The organism is Haloplanus sp. XH21 (genome assembly GCF_023276355.1).
In the GTDB taxonomy this organism is placed as follows: domain Archaea; phylum Halobacteriota; class Halobacteria; order Halobacteriales; family Haloferacaceae; genus Haloplanus; species Haloplanus halobius.
The window spans coordinates 1,328,704-1,344,879 of record NZ_JALLPL010000001.1; the positions used below are offsets into that span (position 1 = coordinate 1,328,704).

Below are 16,176 nucleotides of genomic sequence, written 5' to 3' on the forward strand. Positions count from 1 at the left end.
CGTCAGAACCGCTCCGTGCGTCCCGACGCAGTCCACTGATCGGTCGGGGAGCCGTCGGGGACGCGCACCGACCGCGCTTGGAGCGCGTCGATGCGGCCGGCAAAGGTCCACCGGCGGTCACACCAGTCGTCGCCGTCCGCCTCGGCCGCTGCTGCGGCCGCCGCGTCCTGGTCGTTGAGGTGCGCCCCGATGGCCGCCGCGATCGCGGCCGCCTCCGCGTCGTCGGCGACGTCGGGGAGTTCGAGCGTGCGGGTCATCTCAGATGGGGATGTTGCCGTGTTTCTTCTCGGGGTTCGACGTTCGCTTGGTCTTGAGCATGTGCAGGTCGTCGATCAGCCGGGTGCGCGTGTCCTGGGGTTCGATCACGTCGTCGATGAACCCACGGTCCGCGGCCGTGTAGGGGTTGGCGAACTCCTCGCGGTACTCCTCGACGAGAGCCGCCCGCCGCGCCTCGGGGTCGTCGGCCGCCTCGAGTTCGTCGCTGTAGAGAACGTTCACCGCACCCTCCGGCCCCATGACGGCGAGTTCGGCGGTCGGCCACGCGTAGTTCACGTCGGCGCCGAGATGTTTCGACGCCATGACGCAGTAGGCGCCGCCGTAGGCTTTGCGCGTGATGACCGTCAGCAGCGGCACCGTCGCCTCGGAGTAGGCATAGAGGAGTTTCGCGCCGTGGCGGATGATCCCGCGGTGCTCCTGGTCGGTTCCCGGCATGTAACCGGGCACGTCGACGAAGGTGAGGATGGGGACGTTGAAGGCGTCACAGAAACGGACGAACCGCGAGGCCTTCATGCTCGCGTCGACGGTCAGCGTGCCGGCGTTCGACCGGGGCTGGTTGGCGACGACGCCGACGGAGTGGCCGTCGAGGCGACCGAAGCCGACGACGACGTTTTTCGCCCAGTTGTCGTGAATCTCGAAGAACGACCCCTCGTCGACCACGTCGCCGATGACGTCGGTCATGTCGTAGGGTTTCTGTGGCTGGTCGGGGACGACGCTCGTGAGCGCGTCGGCCGGGCGGTCGGGGTCGTCCCAGGGGTCGACGCGCGGCGGATCCTCGACGTTGTTCTGCGGGAGATAGGAGAGCAGGCGGCGGATGTTGTCGAGCGCCGTCTCCTCGTCCTCGAAGGCGCGGTGGGCGACGCCCGTCTTCGAGGAGTGGGTGACGGCACCGCCGAGTTCCTCGAAGGTCACCTCCTCGCCCGTCACCGTCTCGATGACATCCGGGCCGGTGATGAACATGTGGCTGGTGTCGTTCACCATGAACACGAAGTCGGTGATGGCGGGGGAGTAGACCGCGCCGCCCGCACACGGTCCCATGATGCCCGAGATCTGGGGGACGACGCCGCTCGCCTGTTCGTTGCGGTGGAAGATGTCGGTGAATCCGGCGAGGCTGCGGACGCCCTCCTGGATGCGCGCCCCTGCCGAGTCGTTGAGGCCGACGATGGGCGCGCCGACATCCATCGCCTTATCCATCACCTTGCAGATTTTCTCGGACATCACCTCGCCGAGCGACCCGCCGAAGACGGTGAAGTCGTGGGCGAAGACGAACGTCTTGCGGCCGTTCACCTGGCCGTAGCCCGTCACGACGCCGTCGCCGGGGAGTTGCTTCTCCTCCATGCCGAACTTGTGGGTTCGGTGGGTGCGGAACTGGTCGAACTCGGTGAACGTCCCGTCATCGAGGAAGTAGTCGATCCGCTCGCGGGCCGTCATCTTCCCCTTCGAGTGCTGGGCCTCGATCCGGTCTTCGCCGCCGCCGAGGAGCGCTCGCTCCCGCTTTTCGCGAAGCTCCTCGATGCGGTCCTCCATCGTCATGGCCGACCACCTTGCATCGTCTCCTAAGAAGGTCGGACGACTGGCAAAAGGGTTCCGCCGCAGGATGTCGGCTCAGACCGCGCCACGGCCCCACCGCAGACCGACGGCGGCGAGACCGACGACCGCTGCGGCGACGGCGACGGTCACCGGCCCACCGACCGAGGCGGTCACGCCGAACGTCGAGAGCAGCGTCACCACCAGCACGACCGGAATCACCACGCCGACGGCGACGAGCCAGGGGACGGCAAGGCGGGCCGCCAGCGGTCCGGCGCCGGTGGCGTACTCACTGATGGCGTCGCGGCCGAGGACCCACGCGACGAACAGGAGGAAGGCGATGAGGCCGAGGGTGAGCAGCGAATCGACGAGCGGTCCGGCGACGAACGCGAACAGCGACGGTCGGAGCGCGGTGACGCTGCCGGTAGCCGCGATACCCCCGAGCAGGACCCCGACCGCCGGTCGTCGCTGCCACCCGAATTCGCCGGCGAGGACGGCGACGGGTATCTCCAGCATGCTGATCGCCGAGGAGAGCGCGGCGAGGGCGACGACGGCGAAAAACAGGATCGCGAGGAGTTCGCCGCCGGGCATCGCGCCGAACGCGGCGGCGACGCCGACGAAGAGCGCGCCCGGGCCGCCGGTGCCCGGATCGATGTTCTGGGAGAACAGGAGCGGGAACACCACGAGGCCGGCCAGGACGCCGACGCCCGTGTTCAACAGGGCGATGACAGACCCGTCGAACGGCAGCGAGCGGTCCTCGCCGATGTAGGAGGCGTAGGTGATCATCGCACCCGCGCCGAGCGAGAGGGTGAAGAGTGCTTGGCCGGCGGCGGGACCGAGGACCGAGAGGGCGTTTGCCCGGAGGATGTCGAGTTCGAATCCGAGGAAGAAGGCGTAGCCCGCGGCGGCGCCGGGGCGCGTGGCGACCCAGGCGGCCATCCCGACGAGGAGCGCGAGGATGGCGGGCATCATCACCTTCGTCCCGAGTTCGATGCCGCGGCGGACGCCGCCCAGAACGACCGCTCCGGTCAGGGCGAGAAAGCCGAGGTGGAAGGCGGCCGCGGCGACGCCGTAGGAGACGGTCTCGAAGTAGGCTCCCGGCGCACCGAGATAGGCTGCGCCGCCGGTGAACGGCCCCGTGACCGAGACGAGCAGGTACCGCAGGATCCACCCACCGACGACGCTGTAAAAGGAGAGCAAGGAGATGGCGGTGACGACCGTGAGACCGCCGACGACGCCCCACCAGCGGGACCCGGAGAGCGAGCGGAGGGCGCCGACGGGGTCGCGGCGGGCGCGCCGCCCGATGACGAACTCCGCGAGCAGGCCGGGCACGCCGACGGCGAGGACGACCAGCAGGTAGACCGCCAGGAAGGCGCTCCCGCCGTTTTCGGCGGTCATCCAGGGGAATCGCCAGATGTTCCCCAGACCGACGGCGCTGCCGGCAGCGGCGAGGATGAAGCCCGTTCGCGTGGCCCACGTCTCCCGGCCCATCAGACGATGGCCTCAGCGAGGAGTCCGGCGTCGACAGCGAGGGTCTGCAGACCCAACAGGAGCGTCACCAGCACTCCGAGGGGAACGATCGTTCGCACGAACCAGAGCCAGGCGACGGCGCCCGACTCGCTCAGGCCGGTGCCGCGCCGGAGTTCGGCGACGGCGTCGCCGGTGTCGACCCAGCCGACGAAGACGAGCAGCGTCAGGACCGACAGCGGCAGGAGCAGGTTGTAGGCGATGGCGTTGTACCACGCCAGAATCGAGAGGCCGAACGCGCTCGGGATGCCGAGCGCGAAGATGGCGCCCCCGAGGGCGGTGGCGAGCGCCGGCCGCGAGTAGGAGGTGTTGTCGGCGAGATACGACGTCACCACTTCGAGGAGGCTGATCGCCGAGGAGAGCGCGGCGAGCAGCAGGACGATGAAGAAGACGGCGCCGAGGAGACGCCCCGCGGGCAACTGCGCGAACGCGCCGGCGAGGGTGATGAACGCGGCGCCGAGGCCCCCGCTCCCGGGTTCGATTCCCAGCGAGAACAGGATGGGAAAGACGACGAGGCCGGCCAGCAGGCCGACGAACGTGTTGAGGACGACGATGGTCGCGCCGTCGATCGGTAGGGAGTCGTCGCGGCCGAGATAGGAGGCGTAGGTGATCATCGCCCCCATGCCGAGCGAGAGGGTGAAGAAGGCCTGTCCAACCGCAGCCGGGAGGATCGAGCCGATGTTCGACACGAGGGTGTCGACATCGGGCGAGAGGTAGTAGGCGTAGCCGGCGCCGCCGCCGTCGAGCGTGGTCGCCCAGATGGCGAGGCCACCGAGCAGGAGGACGATGCTCGGCACCATCAGTTTCGTCGACCGCTCGATGCCACCGGCGATGCCGAAGGCGACGATGCCGACGGTTATCGCCATGAACAGCGCGTGGAAGGCGACGGCTTCGGGGCCGGCGGAGACGGCACCGAAGTAGGCTTCGGAGCCGGAGAAGTAGGCCCCGCGAACGCTGCCGATGATGTACCGGATGACCCATCCGCCGACGACGCTGTAGAACGCGAGGATCCAGAACGCCGAGAGCGTGCCGAGGATGCCGACGACGCGCCAGTTGCGGTGCCCGAGGCGGGCGAAGGCGTCGATCGGATTCCGCTCGGCCCGCCGTCCGATGACGAACTCCGCGAGCATGGCGGGAAAGCCGATGAGGAAGACGGCGAGGAGGTAGACGACGATGAACGCCGCCCCTCCGTTTGCTCCCGTCTGGAAGGGGAACTGCCAGACGTTACCCAGTCCGACCGCGCTGCCGACGGCCGCGAGGATGAACCCCACCCTCGTTGCCCACGTCTCTCTTTGTGACATTGGTGAGACGTATCACTCCGCGGAAAAAAGGCTCACGGTCCGGTCGCACTGCTGACGCGCCGCAGTATACGGCTCCGTTGAACCGGCATTCCGGCGGTCGGCAACACGGAGGTGCCGGCTGCCGGAACTGACTCCGCCAGGCCGTCTCAGGCCTCGCCGTAGACGGGGATGGCGGCGCCACTCGTCACCGGCGCTGCGTCCGAACAGAGCGCCAGCACCGTCCGCGCGATGTCGGCGGGGTCGACCCACGCGTCGTGGTCGGCGTCGGGCATCATCTCGCGGTTCATCGGCGTGTCGATGACGCTCGGCATGATCGCGTTCGCGCGCACCTCGCCCTCGTTCTCCTCGGCGATGGTTTCGGTCAGGAGGCGCACCCCCGCTTTCGACGCCCGATAGGGACCGTCGCCCGCGCCGCCCGAGAGCGACGACCGCGAGGCGACGCTCACGACGGTGCCCTCACGCTCCTGGAGGTGTGGCAGGGCGTGTTTCGACGCCAGGAACATCGTCTTCAGGTTCACGTCGAACAGGAACTCGAACGTCTCGAGGTCGGTCTCGTGGATGGGGTCGCCGCCGCGCCACGTCCCGGCGATATTACAGAGGTGGTCGAGGCCGCCGTGGTCGGCGACCACCGCCTCGATGACCCGCGACACGTCGTCTTCGTCGGTGAAATCGCCGCGGTAGTAGTCGATGACGCCTGGGTCGACGTGAGCGTCTTCGTCGTCCGGCGCGACGATGTCGGCGCCACAGACGGTTCCCCCGGCGTCGTCGAACGCCGCGGCGATCGCGCTGCCGAGCGCGCCGCTCGCGCCCGTCACCAGGACGACGCGATCGGAGAAGTCGAAACTAGCTGACATACGGTGCCAATGGGTGACACGAACGGATAAGCGCGGCGGGGCCTACGGCGTCACGACGAGCTTGCCGAGGAAGCTCTCTTCCATCACGTCGCGGTGGGCGTCGGCCACCTCGTCCAGGTCGTACGTGCGGTCGACGGCGATCTCGATGTCGCCCTCGCCGAGCAGGTGGGCCACGCGCTCCAGCGGCCGAGCCAGGGCCGGCGTGTTGAACATACTCATGAACTGGTAGGAGAGCTCCTTGCTCCGGGCGACGCCGTCGTTCGTGAAGCCGACTTCGGGGTCGTTCTCGCCGATGCCGACGATGCGGGCGCCCTGGGCGGCCACGTCGGCGTCGAACTGCAGGTAGTCGTCGAGGCGGTGGTCGAGGATCACGTCGGGGCTGCCCGCACTCGACTCCGTGACCGCCGCCTGCAGGTCGTCACGGGCGTAGTCGAGGACGGTGTCGGCGCCGAGCGCCTCGAGGCGGTCGTGGTACTCGGGCGCGGCGGTGGTGACCACCTGGGCACCGGTCGCGGCGGCGACTTGTACCGCTGCGTGGCCGACGCCACCGCTGCCGCCGTGAATCAGCGCGCTCTCGGCGGGTTCGAGGCCCGCGTGGTCGATGAGCGCGCGCCACGCGGTGACCGTCGCGACGCCCGCGCCGCCGGCTGCGACGGGGTCGACGCCCGCCGGAAGGCGCGCGAGGCGATCCGCCGGGACGGCGACGTACTCCGCGCAGGCGCCGTAGTGGTCCTTGCCCAGACCGGTGGCGACCACGCCGTCACCGACGCTCACGGAACCGACGGCGTCGCCGACGCCGACTGCCTCGCCCGCGGCGTCGACGCCGGGAATCATCGGGCGGGTGAAGGGCTGATACGCCCCCTCGCGGAAGTAGGTGTCCACGGGGTTGATCCCCGCGGCCGCGACCTCGATCAGCACCTCATCCTCGGCCGGTTCCGGTCGCTCGATGTCGTCGACCTGCAGTACTTCGGGGCCGCCGTGTTCGTGGTATCGGACTGCGCGCATAGCCGAACCGTCGGTACAGGACGGGATAAATACTGTCGACTGCGGCGTCGAGTACTGGTGACGACTGTAACGATCGATACTACTAACTCCCGTTCGCCGAAACCTCCGATCGTTCACGATGAAACTCCACGAGTACCAGGCGAAGGATGTCTTCGCCGACGCCGGGATTCCGACGCCGGAGTCCCGGCTTGCGACGAGCGTCGACGAGGCCGTCGACGCGGGGGGCGAGTTGGGCTACCCCGTCGCCGTCAAGGCGCAGGTGCACGTCGGCGGCCGCGGCAAGGCCGGTGGGATCGAGATCGTGACCGACGCGGACGGCCTCCGCGCGGCCGCCGACTCGATCCTGGGCATGGACCTCAAGGGCTATCACGTCGACCGCGTCCTGGTCGAGTCGGCGGTCGATTTCGTCGACGAACTCTATCTCGGCGTGACGATGGACCGGAGCGAGGGCGACCCCGTCGCGATGGTCTCCTCCGAGGGCGGCGTCGACATCGAGACGGTGGCCGAGGAGACGCCCGAAGCCATCGCCCGCGAGCATATCGACCCCGCGTTCGGGATGCATCCGTTCCAGGCGCGAAAGGCGGTGTACGAGGCCGGCATCCCGCGTGATGTCTCCCGCGCCGTCTCGAACGTCCTCGAGACGCTCTACGATCTCTGGGAGGACAACGACGCCAGCGAGGCCGAGATCAACCCGCTGATGGTGACCGACGGGGGCGACGTCGTCGCCGCCGACGCAGTGATGAACGTCGACGACGACGCGCTCTTCCGCCACCCCGACCTCGCCGAGATGGAAGAGGAGTCGTACACGGACGAACTCGAACGCAAAGCCGGCGAGTACGGCTTCGACTACGTTCGCCTCTCCGGCAACGTCGGAATCATCGGCAACGGCGCCGGTCTGGTGATGACGACGCTCGACCTGGTGGATTACTACGGCGGCGAGCCCGCGAACTTCCTCGACATCGGCGGCGGCGCGAAGGCCGAACGCGTTGCCAACGCGCTCGATATGGTGTTCTCCGACGACAACGTCGACAGCGTCGTCTTCAACATCTTCGGAGGCATCACCCGCGGCGACGAGGTGGCCCGCGGCATCAACGAGGCGCTTCAGCAGTTCGACGGCATCCCGAAACCCGTCGTCGTCCGCCTCGCGGGCACCAACGCGGAAGAGGGCATGGAGATTCTGAACACCGACCTCGTGCTCGTCGAACGGACGCTTGAGGGCGCGGTTCAGCGTGCCGTCGCCGAGGCCGAGGAGGTGGCGGAATGAGTTCCGTCGATCGCTTCCTCGCTCGCGGTGCTCGCGAGACTGCGCCCGACGACCTCACCCTCGCCACCGTGGGGTGGTTCGCGTGAGCGTCTTAGTCGATTCCGACACCCGCGTCGTGGTGCAGGGCATCACGGGCGGCGAGGGCGAGTTCCACGCCGAACAGATGATGGACTACGGCACGAACGTCGTCGCCGGCGCGGTGCCGGGGAAGGGCGGCCAGGCGGTCAACGGCGTCCCCGTCTACGACACGGTTCACGAGGCGGTGCGCCAGGAGGACGCCGACGCCTCCGTGGTCCTCGTCCCGCCGGCGTTCGCGGCCGACGCCCTGTTCGAGGCGCTCGACACCTCGCTCGACCTGATCGTCGCCATCACCGAGGGCATTCCGACGCAGGACATGGCGACGGTGAACCGCCGGTTATCGGAAACCGACACCCACCTCGTCGGGCCGAACTGCCCCGGTCTCATCACCCCGGGCGAGGCGAAACTCGGCATCCTGCCGGGCAACATCTTCTCCGACGGCAACGTGGGGCTGGTCTCCCGGTCCGGGACGCTCACCTACCAGGTGGTCGACAACCTGACCAAACGCGGCATCGGGCAGACCACCGCCATCGGCATCGGCGGCGACCCCATCATCGGCACCTCCTTCATCGACGCCCTCGAACTCTTCGAGGACGACGAGGAGACGGAGGCCGTCGCCATGTGTGGCGAAATCGGCGGCGAAGACGAGGAGGCGGCCGCGAAGTTCATCGCCACCGAGATGGACACCCCCGTCGCTGCCTTCATCGCCGGGCGGACGGCACCACCGGGCAAGCGCATGGGACACGCCGGCGCTATCGTCTCCGGGAGCGGAACGGGCACCGCCCAGAGCAAGATCGACGCGCTCAACGACGCCGGCGTCCCCGTCGGTGACACGCCCGAAGAGGTCGCGGACCACATCGAGGGCTACCTGTAGTCCGCGCCCGACGCCGACCGTGACCGACCCCGTTCGACGCTGTCCCGATCACGGCTACGTCGCCGGCGCGTGTCCCGACTGCGGGGCTGCCGGCGAGACGGTGCTTTCCGCCGACCGCCGCACCCGTCTCTCGAAGTTTCTGAGCGGCGCGCTTCGGCATTTTCCGGACGACGTGGGTCTCTCGCTCGACGACCAGGGCTGGGTCGCGTGGGCGGATCTGGTGGCGGCCGTCCGTGATCACTACTCGTGGGCCGACGCGGATGCGGTTGCGGCCGTGGTGGCGACGGACCCGAAGGGGCGGTTCGAGCGCGAGGGCGACCGAATCCGGGCGGCCTACGGCCACTCCGTCGACGTGACGCTCGAACCGACCGACGCGCCGGTGCCGGACTGCCTGTATCACGGGACGGCGACGGAGAACGCCGACGCCATCGAGGACGAGGGACTGAAGCCGATGGGTCGCCAGCAGGTTCACCTCTCGGCGTCGGTCGAGGACGCCCGCGAGGTGGGGCGGCGACACGCTCCCGACCCCGTGGTGTTCGCGGTCGACGCGGCGTCGCTCGTCGCCGACGGCCATCGGGTGACGAAACGCGGCCGTCAGACGTACACCGTCGACCGCGTGCCGCCGGCGTATCTATCGCGGCTGGACGGCTAGTCGGTCGTCACGTCGTCGGCGATGCGCTCGGTGTGGCTGTCGGTCGTCGAGTGGACCGCCGAGAGCGGGCCGCGGTACTGCGACCGGTAGCCGAACAGGACGCGGTGGCCCTCGTCGGACATGAGAACGGGCCAGAACTCCTCGTCCGCGGTGAGTGGGCCGCCGTCGACGGTGGCGAACGTCTCGCCCGGTTCGACGCGCTCGAAGTTCTCGCCGAGGAAGCGGTAGGTTCGCGTCGGCTCCTTGTGGATCGGTGCCGTCACCTGGTAGAAGTCGGGGTCGGGCGCCGGCGGGTCGCCCGGCAGCACGTCGGTCGTTCGGAGGAAGGCGAGCAGACAGTCGTGGGCGTTGTCGACGGCCGCCTCTGAGCCCTGCTTGCCGGCCTCGATGTCGACGAACCGGGGGAGTTCGACCGACCGCCCGTCGGAGACGACGCTGAAATCGACGACGGCCTCGACGGACAGGTGAGCGACCAGTTCGCGTTTTCGCTCGTTCAGATACGCCACGTTGGCGAAGGCGCGGTCGTACGACACCGTCGAGTGGATGCCGAGGGCGGTACAGCCCTCGACTTCGGCCATCAGCTCGGCCGCGAGTCGTTCCTCGTACTGGTCGCTGTCGGGGTCGCCGGGCAGCGATCGGTTCAGATCGGCGTCGATATACCGGACGCCCCGATCCAGCGCCCGTTCGTTGGCGACGATCAACTTCACCGGCCGGTCGACGTCGGGATCGGTGTCGAGAAAGCGATCGATGGCCCGGGCGCCACAGGGTTCGTCCCCGTGGACGGCACCCACGACGGCGACCTCGGGGGCCCCATCACCGATCGTGTGGACCTGCATATATATCGGTGGTCGGCCCACCCCCGAAAATCTGTCCCATCGCCGTGGACGATAACAAGGTTGATTGCCGTCGCCGGGGACACCACGCCTAATGAGGATTCGATCCAGTAGGCCGGAGGTGAGGACGGCCGGCGCGACGCGCGGCCGTCGTCGCCGGTGAGCGGGTCACCGCTGCGGGCGCTCGCTCGCCGTCTCGCCGCCAGTGAGCCGCTGCCGACCGCGCCGCGCGCGATCCTCGGCCACTACGCCGACTCCGGGGAGTTCGACTACCGCGCGCTCCGGATCAAATCCGCTGTCGACGACCGGATGGACGCCATCCTCGACGACGTGTACGCCGACATCGAGGCGGCGCTCGCAGACGAGTTCGGCGTCGCCGAGGACGCGATCGACTTTCGCTACGAGACGAAACTCACGCTCCCCGCCGAACTGACGCTCGGGTACCTCTATCGCCGGGCGCTCTCGCGGTCGACGGCGGGCTACGACCCCATCGACGACGAGACGGGGATCCGCGCTCTCCTCGGCGACGGCGACGCCGATGCCCCCGCCAACCGCGAGGCACGGACGTACGTCGAACGCGCCGAGGAGGCGACGGCGCTCATCGTCCAGGCGCTGCTGGACGGCGACATGCGCGACGCGATCAACGACGACGAGTTCGAGGACTTCCACGTGTCGATACCGGAGACCGATCCAGCGCCACGACGCGTCGCGACGTGTGCCCAGACACACCTTCAGGGCGTCGTGGAGGCGGCGTTCGACCGCGCGCCCGACGCGGTTCGGGGCGCCTACGACGACGCCGTCGAACGCTCCGAGGCCCACCAGGAGCGCGACGCGGAGTTTCGGGCCATGTTCGCGGACGCCCTCGCGGGCGACGAGCGAGCGGTCGAGCGGATCGAGACGGAGTACAAGTTCGCGCCGGTGTCGGACGAGGCGCCGTTTACCGGCCCGGAGCGCGACCTGCCGTATCTGAAAACCCAGTACGACCGGGTCGGCGTCATCTACGACGGGATGCTCGACGCCTATCGCGGCATCGGCTTCGACATCCCCGAGGCGTTCGGTCGGTCCATCGTCCTCGCCATCATCGGCGCACAGATCTGGCTGGACGACATCGACGACTACGCCGACGACGTGGCCGAGGAGCAACTCACGCCGGTCACTGCGGAGTACGTACTCGCACCGAGCGACGAGGTCGCCTACGAGAACGTCGTCGACATCACGACGCGGTATTTCGACCTGGCTCGGGAGTACGCCGACGAGGCGGGGTCGCCACTCAACGGCATCGCCATCGAATATATTCTGCGGTCAGGGGATCCGTCGCGGCTACCGGGAAGCGGGACGTAGTTACGCGACGCCGCCGCCGCCGCCGGCGTACATCCGACCCACTTCCTCCAGATCCGTCGACCCACAGCCGTCACACGACACTTCGTCCGGCCCGTCGCTGGTCGTGAACGTGGTGTCGCACTCGGTACATTCGTAGTCGTAGAGGACGGTCTCTTCTTCGTCAGGCGCCAGTAGTTCCTTCACCTTGTCCATGAGGCTCATACACTACCACCAGATGGACGTTATCGATAATCATCCATAATTGTTCGTGTTACGAGGGCCAGCAAATCCTTTTGGTGCCCCGCTCGTTACGTCGGACCATGTACGTCCGGGATGCCAAGAACCGAGACGAGGTCTGGTTGCTCGACCACATCGAGGAGATGGCCCTGGACGACGCCGCGTTCCGCTCTCGGGATTACGTCATCGCCGTCGACGAGGAGACGAACGAGCGGGCCGGCTTCGGCCGCGTGCGCATCCACAAGACCGACGACGGCGACTACTGCGAACTCACGGGCGTCGGCGTCTTGCCCGCGTGGCGGGATCAGGGCGTCGGCGCCCACGTGATCGAACGCCTCGTCGAGACGGCCGCTGCCGACGGGTTCGACACGGTGTATTCGATCACCGACCGACCGAACTACCTCGCGCAGTTCGGCTTCGACCCCGTCGACACCGACGACCTCCCCGAGAAGATCCGCGATCGGGTGGAGACCAAACGCGAGACGGTCCAGCCCGACGCCGTGGCGATGCGACTCGCCGTCGACGACTTCACGATGCCCGACAGACTGCGCGACCGGTTCAAGGCCGCCACGCCACACGAGACGACCGAGGAGTCGGGACCGGAGGACGCCGAGGACTTCGGCATCGACCCCGAGAGCGCGACCTACAAGTACGACACCGGGAGCTGAACCCCTCGCTTATACGGATTAGTGGAAGTCAGTACCGGTGACTCGCCGATCCGTCTTGGCCACTCACCCGCAGACAGTTACACTAAGCCGTATCAGGTCCGGTCGTCGAGGAAGTCGGTGCTGAACGCGAGCCACGCCAGCACCGAACAGAAGAGGATGGGCGGGAGGATGGCGAAGGCCCACAGCGGTTCGATCCCCCAGAACAGGAGCAAGAGCACGTCCGCCAGCCCCAGCAACAGAAACGGCGTCACCGCCAGCAGTGCGCGTCGCCGGTTCGGCGTCGTTTCCTCGCCCTGCGAGAGTGCCATACTCGACCTGTGGCGGCCGCGAGTAAAAGCCCCTCGGGTGTACAGAGGGGAATCGCGACACGGCCGAGAGTATATACCCGACCCGAGCGTACGCGACGAGCGTGACCGACGAACTCATCGAGCGCGCTCGCGACGCCCTCGACGCGGCGTACGTCCCCTACTCCGAGTACACGGTCGGTGCGGCGCTCCGCGCCGCCGACGGCACCGTCTTCGTGGGCTGTAACATCGAGAACGCCAACTTCAGCAACAGCCTCCACGCCGAGGAAGTCGCCATCAGCGAGGCGATCAAAACCGACTACCGCGAGTTCGACCGCCTCGCGGTCACGTCGGGCGCCCGCGACGGCATCACCCCCTGTGGCATGTGCCGACAGACGCTCTCGGAGTTCTGTGACGACGACCTTCGGATCGTCTGTGACGAGGGCGGCGACGAGACGAGCGAGTACACGCTCGGCGAACTGCTCCCGGCCGCTATCGGCCCCGAAACCCTCGCCAACGCCGCGCAGCAGCGCTCTGTCGGGGACTCTTCCTGACGACCCCGAATCTTTTTGTGGGACCGATGACACTGTTTCGATACGATGGTACCGCTCACCGGTTCGGCGGACCCGACGGCACCAGCGACGTGCCCGTCCTGTGGGGCTGACGTGTTGAACGTTCAGGGGATCCACGCCTGTTCGGCCTGTCGCTGGATCGACCCGGACCACCGGTAGCCGCGTCGCTCCGGCCTGGACAGCACCCCGTCGCTATTTCACTGCCGTCCGCGTACGCCTGCGCATGACCGATGAGGCCGACAGCCAGCAGTATCACCTCGAAGTGTCCCCCGACGACGTGGCCGAGACGGTGCTGCTCCCCGGCGACCCCGAACGCGTCGACATCGTGACCGACCAGTGGGACACGGCAGAGACCGTGGCCCACCACCGCGAGTACCGCACGGCGACGGGCACGTTCGAGGGCGCGCCGGTGTCGGTCACATCGACCGGAATCGGCAGTCCGTCAGCGGCCATCGCCGTCGAGGAACTCGCCAGCGTCGGCGCCGAGACGTTCATCCGGGTCGGCTCCTGTGGGGCGATCCGCCCCGAAATCGATGTCGGCGACCTCGTCATCACGACGGGCGCGGTCCGGGGCGAGGGGACGAGCGACGAGTACGTCCGCGGGGACTACCCTGCCGTCGCGGATCACGCCGTCGTCTCGGCGCTCGTCGCTGCCGCCGAACGCCTCGACTACGACTACCACTGCGGTATCACGATGAGCACCGACAGTTTCTACGCCGGGCAGGCGCGCCCCGGGTTCGACGGGTTCGCGGCCAGCGCGAGCGAGTCGCTGCTCGGCGATCTGCGCAACGTGAACGTCGCGAACGTCGAGATGGAGGCGAGCGCCGTGCTCACGCTGGCGAACATCCACGCCCTCCGTGCCGGTGCGGTGTGTACCGTCTTCGCCAACCGGACGACTGGCGAGTTCCGGACCGAAGGCGAGGCGCGCGCTGCGGAAGTCGGGAGTCTCGCGGCCAACATTCTCCACGAGATGAACGCCCGGCGCACCGAGGCCGGCGCCGACGCCTGGCACGCCGACCTCTCCCTATAGAGCCGGCGGCGGTAACTGGTTTCCAACACCTCTATAACGGGTGATGGCTGAGTGGGGGCATGACCTCTCAGGTCGTCGTTCTCGGGTCCGGGTACGCGGGCGCCGGCGCCGTCAAGAGCTTCGAGGAAGCCAACGACGACGCCGCCGAGCTGACCTGGATCTCCGAGCACGACTATCATCTCGTCCTCCACGAGTCCCACCGCGTCATCCGCGATACGAGCGTCGCCTCCAAGATCACCATCCCCGTCGACGAGATCAAGTCACCCGAGACCACCTTCCGCCAGGGGCGCGTCGCGGGCCTTGATGTCGATGACCGTGTCGTTCACCTCGAAGACGGCGAGACCGTCGACTACGACTACCTCCTCATCGCCCTCGGAAGCCGGACCGCGTTCTACGGGATCGAGGGACTCGAAGCGTACTCACACACGCTGAAAGGCCTCGACGACGCCCGCGAGATCCACGACGACGTGGCTGCGGCGGCCACCGACGCCACCCAGTCCGAACCCGCACAGGTCGTCGTCGGCGGCGCCGGCCTCTCCGGTATCCAGTCGGCGGGCGAACTCGCCGCCTACCGCGACGAACACCGCGCCCTCATCGATGTCACGCTCGTCGAGGGTCTCGACAGCGTGTTGCCCGGACAGGACCCCGAACTCCAGGGCGCGCTCCGGCAACGCCTGGAGGACGCCGATGTCGACATCATGTGCGGCGAGTTCGTCTCCCGCGTCGATGAGGACACCATCTTCATCGGCGGCGGGGAGGACGACGAGCCGACGGAACTGGACTACGATGTCTTCATCTGGACCGGCGGCATCACGGGCCAGGACGAACTCGACGACGCGGGCGTCGACAAGGACGACCGGAGCAACCGGGTGTACGCCGATCGCGACTTCCGGACGAGCGACGACCGCGTGTTCGCCATCGGCGATACGGCGCTCGTCGAACAGGGTCCCGAGGAGTTCGCGCCGCCGACCGCCCAGGCCGCCTGGCAGGCCGCCGATGTCGCCGGCGAAAACCTGGTGCGTGCGGCCAAAGGGCAGTCGCTCCGGACGTGGACGTACGACGACAAGGGGACGCTCGTCTCGGTCGGTGAGAAGGCCGTCGCCCACGGCGTCGATCCACTACCAATCGATACGTTCGGGGGTGTCGGCGCGACGACCCTCAAAAAGTTCGTTGCGGCGCGGTGGATCGCGGACGTTTCTTCTGTCGGCCGGGCGATCGACGCCTGGTCCGATATGTGATCAGTGGGTCGGCTCCTCGGCCGGCGCCTTCATGTCGTCGATGCGGAGGATGAGGACGTTGTCGGTGTCGTCCTTGCCGTCGACGGTCCCCTCGATGACGAGTTTCGAGAGCGGCGTCGGCCCGACGCGCACCTTATCGCCCTCGTGGAACTCCTTGACTGAGCCCTGGATGTGGATCTCGGCGCGGCAGAGGTCAGGGTGGTGGACGGACGAGAGGTCGATCTCGTCGACGTTTGCGGTGTCGACGGGCTCGCCGTCGTGAAGCAGCGGGACGGCGGCGGGTTCGTCCATCCGCTCGACGTCGAGCGCCTCGTAGGCGTTGGCCGTCGGCTTGTAGCCGCCTTTCGGCCCCGGTACACCTTCGACCAGTTGGAGTGCTTTCAGACTCTGCATCTGGTTGCGGATCGTTCCCGGGTTTCGGTCGACCTCTTCGGCGATGTCCTCACCCTTGACCGCGTCTTCGGTTTCGCGATGGAGATTGATGAGGGCCGTCAGGATCGTTTTCTGACTCGATGTCAGTTCGATTGATGACATACGTTCGAGTTGGCGTCTCGCATTATTAAAATCGATGGATGTTCGAAACACGCCGTAATTCCATCCTTCGTGTCGATACGAAAGCGATACGACTTTGCATCC

The 16,176-nt window shown here is 67.8% G+C and carries 18 protein-coding genes and 1 pseudogene; 9 read left to right on the forward strand and 10 right to left on the reverse strand.

Annotation, left to right across the window (positions count from 1 at the left end; translation table 11 throughout):
* Positions 1–2: 2 nt before the first annotated feature.
* The 6 genes and pseudogenes from MXB53_RS06830 to MXB53_RS06855 all read right to left on the reverse strand — a co-directional run.
* Positions 3–248: pseudogene (locus MXB53_RS06830) on the reverse strand (DUF8022 family protein); the annotation flags it as partial.
* A 10-nt stretch (positions 249–258) separates the two neighbouring features.
* On the reverse strand, positions 259–1,803 hold the full coding sequence (locus MXB53_RS06835) for an acyl-CoA carboxylase subunit beta (RefSeq protein WP_248898083.1): 1,545 nt from the start codon (positions 1,801–1,803) through the stop codon (positions 259–261).
* A gap of 78 nt (positions 1,804–1,881) precedes the next feature.
* On the reverse strand, positions 1,882–3,294 hold the full coding sequence (locus MXB53_RS06840) for a sodium-dependent transporter (RefSeq protein WP_248896636.1): 1,413 nt from the start codon (positions 3,292–3,294) through the stop codon (positions 1,882–1,884).
* Positions 3,294–4,631 carry a sodium-dependent transporter gene (locus tag MXB53_RS06845; RefSeq protein ID WP_248896637.1) on the reverse strand — a complete coding sequence of 446 codons (1,338 nt, stop codon included), beginning with the start codon at positions 4,629–4,631 and terminating at the stop codon, positions 3,294–3,296. The genes MXB53_RS06840 and MXB53_RS06845 overlap by 1 nt, the downstream gene beginning before the upstream one ends.
* Positions 4,632–4,777: 146 nt before the next feature.
* Complete coding sequence (locus tag MXB53_RS06850) at positions 4,778–5,485, reverse strand: SDR family NAD(P)-dependent oxidoreductase (protein WP_248896638.1); 708 nt, start codon at positions 5,483–5,485, stop codon at positions 4,778–4,780.
* 42 nt (positions 5,486–5,527) lie between these two features.
* Positions 5,528–6,490: an NADPH:quinone reductase gene (locus MXB53_RS06855; protein WP_248896639.1), complete on the reverse strand. Its 963-nt coding sequence runs from the start codon at positions 6,488–6,490 to the stop codon at positions 5,528–5,530.
* A gap of 118 nt (positions 6,491–6,608) precedes the next feature.
* On the opposite strand from MXB53_RS06855, the gene sucC reads away from it, so the two are divergent.
* The 3 genes from sucC (at position 6,609) to MXB53_RS06870 (ending at position 9,358) form a co-directional block, all read left to right on the forward strand.
* Complete coding sequence (gene sucC / locus MXB53_RS06860) at positions 6,609–7,754, forward strand: ADP-forming succinate--CoA ligase subunit beta (RefSeq protein ID WP_248896640.1); 1,146 nt, start codon at positions 6,609–6,611, stop codon at positions 7,752–7,754.
* Positions 7,755–7,836: 82 nt separating this feature from the next.
* A complete protein-coding gene (sucD, locus tag MXB53_RS06865) occupies positions 7,837–8,706 on the forward strand; it encodes a succinate--CoA ligase subunit alpha (protein WP_248896641.1) in 870 nt (289 codons plus the stop codon).
* 19 nt (positions 8,707–8,725) lie between these two features.
* Positions 8,726–9,358, forward strand: coding sequence for an RNA 2'-phosphotransferase (locus MXB53_RS06870; protein WP_248896642.1), 633 nt, complete (start codon positions 8,726–8,728; stop codon positions 9,356–9,358).
* On the opposite strand, the gene MXB53_RS06875 is transcribed toward MXB53_RS06870, so the two are convergent.
* Complete coding sequence (locus MXB53_RS06875) at positions 9,355–10,194, reverse strand: M14 family metallopeptidase (RefSeq protein WP_248896643.1); 840 nt, start codon at positions 10,192–10,194, stop codon at positions 9,355–9,357. The genes MXB53_RS06870 and MXB53_RS06875 overlap by 4 nt on opposite strands.
* Before the next feature lie 156 nt (positions 10,195–10,350).
* On the opposite strand from MXB53_RS06875, the gene MXB53_RS06880 reads away from it, so the two are divergent.
* Entirely contained in the window at positions 10,351–11,532 is a 1,182-nt protein-coding gene (locus MXB53_RS06880) for a hypothetical protein (protein WP_248896644.1), read from the forward strand.
* On the opposite strand, the gene MXB53_RS06885 is transcribed toward MXB53_RS06880, so the two are convergent.
* Positions 11,533–11,733 carry an FmdB family zinc ribbon protein gene (locus tag MXB53_RS06885; RefSeq protein WP_248896645.1) on the reverse strand — a complete coding sequence of 67 codons (201 nt, stop codon included), beginning with the start codon at positions 11,731–11,733 and terminating at the stop codon, positions 11,533–11,535.
* Positions 11,734–11,831: 98 nt separating this feature from the next.
* On the opposite strand from MXB53_RS06885, the gene MXB53_RS06890 reads away from it, so the two are divergent.
* Complete coding sequence (locus tag MXB53_RS06890; protein ID WP_248896646.1) at positions 11,832–12,416, forward strand: GNAT family N-acetyltransferase; 585 nt, start codon at positions 11,832–11,834, stop codon at positions 12,414–12,416.
* 92 nt (positions 12,417–12,508) lie between these two features.
* Here the strand turns inward: MXB53_RS06890 and MXB53_RS06895 are convergent, their stop codons facing one another.
* Positions 12,509–12,724, reverse strand: coding sequence for a DUF8142 family protein (locus tag MXB53_RS06895; protein WP_248896647.1), 216 nt, complete (start codon positions 12,722–12,724; stop codon positions 12,509–12,511).
* Positions 12,725–12,795: 71 nt separating this feature from the next.
* Between MXB53_RS06895 and cdd the strand changes: the two genes are divergently transcribed.
* The 4 genes from cdd to MXB53_RS06910 all read left to right on the forward strand — a co-directional run bounded on the left by cdd (position 12,796) and on the right by MXB53_RS06910 (position 15,540).
* Entirely contained in the window at positions 12,796–13,254 is a 459-nt protein-coding gene (gene cdd, locus MXB53_RS06900) for a cytidine deaminase (protein WP_486606376.1), read from the forward strand.
* A gap of 45 nt (positions 13,255–13,299) precedes the next feature.
* Positions 13,300–13,431 carry a hypothetical protein gene (locus MXB53_RS15625; protein ID WP_283102241.1) on the forward strand — a complete coding sequence of 44 codons (132 nt, stop codon included), beginning with the start codon at positions 13,300–13,302 and terminating at the stop codon, positions 13,429–13,431.
* 64 nt (positions 13,432–13,495) lie between these two features.
* Positions 13,496–14,302 (forward strand): nucleoside phosphorylase, encoded by an 807-nt coding sequence (locus MXB53_RS06905; protein ID WP_248896649.1) that lies wholly within the window; start codon positions 13,496–13,498, stop codon positions 14,300–14,302.
* A gap of 59 nt (positions 14,303–14,361) precedes the next feature.
* Positions 14,362–15,540, forward strand: coding sequence for an NAD(P)/FAD-dependent oxidoreductase (locus MXB53_RS06910; protein ID WP_248896650.1), 1,179 nt, complete (start codon positions 14,362–14,364; stop codon positions 15,538–15,540).
* On the opposite strand, the gene MXB53_RS06915 is transcribed toward MXB53_RS06910, so the two are convergent.
* Positions 15,541–16,074 (reverse strand): Rrf2 family transcriptional regulator, encoded by a 534-nt coding sequence (locus MXB53_RS06915; RefSeq protein ID WP_248896651.1) that lies wholly within the window; start codon positions 16,072–16,074, stop codon positions 15,541–15,543.
* Positions 16,075–16,176: the final 102 nt, after the last annotated feature.

Excerpts from the sequence above, each read along its gene's own strand:
- MXB53_RS06835 (WP_248898083.1), bottom strand. The coding sequence starts at position 1,803 with ATGGAGGACCGCATCGAGGAGCTTCGCGAAAAGCGGGAGCGAGCGCTC.
- MXB53_RS06840 (WP_248896636.1), bottom strand. The coding sequence starts at position 3,294 with ATGGGCCGGGAGACGTGGGCCACGCGAACGGGCTTCATCCTCGCCGCT.
- MXB53_RS06845 (WP_248896637.1), bottom strand. The coding sequence starts at position 4,631 with ATGTCACAAAGAGAGACGTGGGCAACGAGGGTGGGGTTCATCCTCGCG.
- MXB53_RS06850 (WP_248896638.1), bottom strand. The coding sequence starts at position 5,485 with ATGTCAGCTAGTTTCGACTTCTCCGATCGCGTCGTCCTGGTGACGGGC.
- MXB53_RS06855 (WP_248896639.1), bottom strand. The coding sequence starts at position 6,490 with ATGCGCGCAGTCCGATACCACGAACACGGCGGCCCCGAAGTACTGCAG.
- sucC (WP_248896640.1), top strand. The coding sequence starts at position 6,609 with ATGAAACTCCACGAGTACCAGGCGAAGGATGTCTTCGCCGACGCCGGG.
- MXB53_RS06875 (WP_248896643.1), bottom strand. The coding sequence starts at position 10,194 with ATGCAGGTCCACACGATCGGTGATGGGGCCCCCGAGGTCGCCGTCGTG.
- MXB53_RS06885 (WP_248896645.1), bottom strand. The coding sequence starts at position 11,733 with ATGAGCCTCATGGACAAGGTGAAGGAACTACTGGCGCCTGACGAAGAA.
- MXB53_RS06890 (WP_248896646.1), top strand. The coding sequence starts at position 11,832 with ATGTACGTCCGGGATGCCAAGAACCGAGACGAGGTCTGGTTGCTCGAC.
- MXB53_RS06895 (WP_248896647.1), bottom strand. The coding sequence starts at position 12,724 with ATGGCACTCTCGCAGGGCGAGGAAACGACGCCGAACCGGCGACGCGCA.
- MXB53_RS15625 (WP_283102241.1), top strand. The coding sequence starts at position 13,300 with ATGGTACCGCTCACCGGTTCGGCGGACCCGACGGCACCAGCGACGTGC.
- MXB53_RS06905 (WP_248896649.1), top strand. The coding sequence starts at position 13,496 with ATGACCGATGAGGCCGACAGCCAGCAGTATCACCTCGAAGTGTCCCCC.
- MXB53_RS06910 (WP_248896650.1), top strand. The coding sequence starts at position 14,362 with ATGACCTCTCAGGTCGTCGTTCTCGGGTCCGGGTACGCGGGCGCCGGC.
- MXB53_RS06915 (WP_248896651.1), bottom strand. The coding sequence starts at position 16,074 with ATGTCATCAATCGAACTGACATCGAGTCAGAAAACGATCCTGACGGCC.